We start from the raw sequence: 848 nt of genomic DNA, 5'->3' as shown, positions 1-848 counted from the left end.
GGCTCTTCGGTGGTTTCTGTGGGAGAGATTCCGGCATAGGCCCAGCTCAGCGGGCGAAAACAACGATCTGGAACTGAAACGGCCCCGGGAGGGGCCGTTTCCGCGTCATCCGCCTATGATTGCTAAGCCAAATTCAGACAACCGAAGAGGTGTGACGCATGAAGAGTCTACTACTTCTCGCCCTCGGTCTGGCCCGCACGGTCGTCCTGGGCGCGCGCATCGAGGCCGAGCGCATCGTCGTGAGCGTCCGGCCCTACAAGCGCGAGCAGCGCCGCTGCCCCGTATGCGGCAGGGCCTGCGACTTCTACGACATGGCGAACCGCGGGGCCCCCAGGCTGTGGAGGGCGATGGACCTGGCGCGCTCGGCCTGCTACCTGGAGTACGCGCCCTGCAGGGTGCGCTGCCCGGAGCACGGCGTGCGCACCGAGGCCGTCCCCTGGGCGCGGCACGGGGCGCGCTTCACGCGCGACTTCGAGGACTGGGTGGCGTGGCTGGCGGTCCGCTGCACCGCCCCGGCGGTCTCCGAGCTCGCCCGCGTCGAGTGGCACAGCGTGGGCGGCGTGTGCAGGCGCGTCTACGCCGAGCTGGAGGCCGCGCGCGGCGCCTCGAGGTTCGACGGCGTGCGCCGCATCGGCATCGACGAGACGTCGTACAAGAAGGGCCACAAGTACGTCACGGTGGTCGTCGACCACGACCGCGGCTGCCTCATCTGGGCGCACGAGGGCACCGGCAAGGACGTGCTCAACCTGTTCCTCGACGAGCTCACGCGCGAGCAGAGGCGCGCCATAGAGGTGGTGACCGCCGACGGCGCGAGGTGGATAAGGCAGCTGGTCAAGCGCCGCTGCCCC

At 69.5% G+C, this 848-nt stretch carries 1 protein-coding gene; it reads left to right on the top strand.

Annotated elements, in window-relative coordinates:
* Nucleotides 1-158: 158 nt before the first annotated feature.
* Nucleotides 159-848: transposase (locus HF885_RS10235; RefSeq protein ID WP_170104794.1), on the top strand; the 690-nt coding region annotated here is incomplete at its 3' end.

Origin of the sequence: Parafannyhessea umbonata (assembly GCF_012844235.1) — a bacterium.
Lineage (GTDB): Bacteria > Actinomycetota > Coriobacteriia > Coriobacteriales > Atopobiaceae > Parafannyhessea.
This window is presented reverse-complemented; position numbering and strand designations above follow the sequence as displayed.